Consider the following 2,655-nt stretch of genomic DNA (forward strand, 5'->3'; position numbering starts at 1 on the left):
TGGTGGGGGCGGCCGTCGCGGTGAGGGGGAGCACTGCCAGTGCGGCGCACGCGGCGGTGGCGGCCGCCAAGGCGGCGGTGGTGCGAGGGGATGTCCGGGGCATGCCGAGCTCCTCGGGGGTGGGGGCCGGGGCCGCCGGCGCGGCCCCGGCCGGGGGAGGTCAGCTCGCGGTGCAGGTCAGGGACGGGGCGGTGTTGCCGCCCGAGTACGTCGCCTGGAAGCCGAAGCTGGTGGTGGCGTTCGGCGCCAGCGCGCCGTTGTAGGCCTGGCTGGCGGCCGTCACCGCGGTGCCACTCTGGGCGGCGGAGGCGTTCCAGCTGTTGGTCAGCTGCTGGTTGCCTCCCCAACTCCACTTGACAGTCCAGGACTTGGTCGCAGAGGTGCCCGTGTTGGTAACGCTCACACTGGCCGTGAAGCCGGTGCCCCAGTCATTGGCGACCGCATAGGTGGCGGAGCAGCCGCTGCCACCACCGCCCGACGTCGCCGTGGTGGCGGTCACCGCGGCGGAGGCGGGAGAGACGTTCCCGGCCGCGTCCTGCGCGGTGACGGTGTACTGGTAGGCGGTGGCGGGGGAGAGGCCGGTGTCGGTGTAGCCCGTGCCGGTCACGGTCGCGACCTTGGTGCCGTTCCGGTACACCGAGTAGCCCGTCACGCCGGCCGGATCCGTGGACGCCGTCCAGCCGAGCGACACGCTGCTGCTGGTGGTGCCGGTGACGGTCAGACCGCTCGGCGCGGTCGGGCCGGTGTTGCCGCCGGAGTTGCCGAACGCCGGGTAGGCGTTCTGCACCAGCTGACGGAACTGGGCGGGGAACCACTGTCCGGCCGGGATGTTGGCACCGGGGATGGAGTCGGTGGGGTAGGTGTTGCCGTTCCCGTCGGTCTGGGTGCCGTTCGGGTCGCAGTGCGGGTCGCCGTGGGGGTGGGAGGCGTCCGGGTAGTCGCCGTCCGACTCGCCCGGCGGCTTGACCCAGAGGAACGCGATGATCGGGTTGCCCGCGCCGTACGGCTGCGACTGCGGCCGTGCGCCGATACCGGCGCCGTTGATGTTGCACCAGTCGCCGCGGAAGGGCTTCTGGTCGACCTTGTTGGCCGCGACGTACGCCTCCACCGTGGTGGGGGCGGAGTTGAGCGCGGTGGGCCGGGCGGAGCCGCCCCAGCCGTTGCGCGAGGTGTCGACCAGCATGCCGATGCTGCTCGGGAACCCGTTGGACACCAGGGTGGAGTACATCGCGGTGTCGTAGTGGTACTCGTCGAACGCGGGGTTGTACTGGTAGAAGTTGGCCGACTTGAGCGGCTGCCCGCCGACCGTCAGGTCGGGGTCGGGCAGGAACGGCTCGGTGAGCGGGGTGGTGTTGGCGGTGTCGCTCACGAAGCCGTCGACGCTGGCGAACCCGGCGCCGGTGGCCTGGGCGATCTTGGCGTACTCCCGGCCCGCCGGGACCATGTTGGTGGACCAGCCGAGCCAGCCCGCGTGGCCGATGTCCAGGTAGTCGTACACGTTGGGGATCGCGTGCAGCTTGTTGAGCGCGTACTCGATGCCCGATTCGTAGTACGGGGTGGCGGTGGCACAGGCCGGCTTGGACTGGTTGGTCACGGCGTTGGGCAGGGAGTCCGGCTCGATGATGGCCGCGATCCGGACGCCGGCGTACTTCGGGTTGGCCAGGACGGCCGCGATCGGATCGATGTACTGCGTCTCGTACGTGGTCAACCCGGCCGCCGTGGCCGGGAGTTCGCCGTTGGAGGCGATGGCGGCGCAGTCCCGCCCCGGCAGGTCGTAGATGACGACCTGGAAGACGACCGGTGTGGCGCCCTGCTGCTGGGCGAGCGCGTGGTCCAGGTGGGCCTGGAGGCCGAGGTGGGTGGCGTCGCCGGCGATCGCGCCGATGTGGTCCATCCAGACGGCGGTGGGGTTGGCGGCGACCTGGGATTCGAGGGCGCCGAGGGTGCCGCCGTCGGCGGAGGCCTGGGCCTTGACCTCGGCTGCGAAGTCGGGGTTGAGGTAGCCGGTCGCACCGGCGAACGGGTTGGCGACGTGGACGGCGGCGGCGTACGCGGGGGTGGCGTGCGCGGAGGCGGCGGCTCCGATGCTCGGCAGCAGGCCGGTGGCGCCGAGCAGCGTGGCGGCCGCTGCCGTGCGCAGGCGACGCAGGACGGGATGGGGCACGTCCGGGTCCTTTCGAATGGGTGGGATCCTGACGGGATCGCTGAAATCGGGTGGGAACGCGCCCACTCGGGGCCACGGCGATCCTCTCCACATCAAGCCAGGGACCGAGAAACGCCGTCAATAGTCGCGGGAGCGCTCCCACAAGTCGCTGTAACTTACACGCCGTCGAGCCGGGCGACCCGGCGGCCCCGGGGCCCCGTTCCGCGCTGGTCGCCGCCTTGCTCCCGCCCCGGCAGGCCGGGCGGACGGCTCCGTCGAGCCCTGCGGGCGCTTCCCAAGCCGGGCACACCACCCCACCATGACGCCACACCTCCGTCCGCCGCGCATCTCCCTTCCGCGCGGCGGTACCCCACCCATCTGGAGGACGCGCATGCGAAGCAAACCCCTGCGTTCCAGGGGCAACCGGCTCACCGTCACCGCGACGGCCACCGCACTCGCCCTGATCGCCGCGGCGGGTGGCTCCCTCACCGTGCCCACCGCGGCGGCGGCCG

At 72.2% G+C, this 2,655-nt stretch carries 1 protein-coding gene; it reads right to left on the reverse strand.

The genetic code is table 11. The features are described 5' to 3' along the window. Positions 1-160: 160 nt before the first annotated feature. Complete coding sequence (locus AB0C76_RS41205; protein ID WP_359975881.1) at positions 161-2,164, reverse strand: glycoside hydrolase family 6 protein; 2,004 nt, start codon at positions 2,162-2,164, stop codon at positions 161-163. Positions 2,165-2,655 lie beyond the last annotated feature (491 nt).

Origin of the sequence: Kitasatospora sp. NPDC048722 (genome assembly GCF_040650235.1) — a bacterium.
Classification (GTDB): Bacteria; Actinomycetota; Actinomycetes; order Streptomycetales; family Streptomycetaceae; genus Kitasatospora.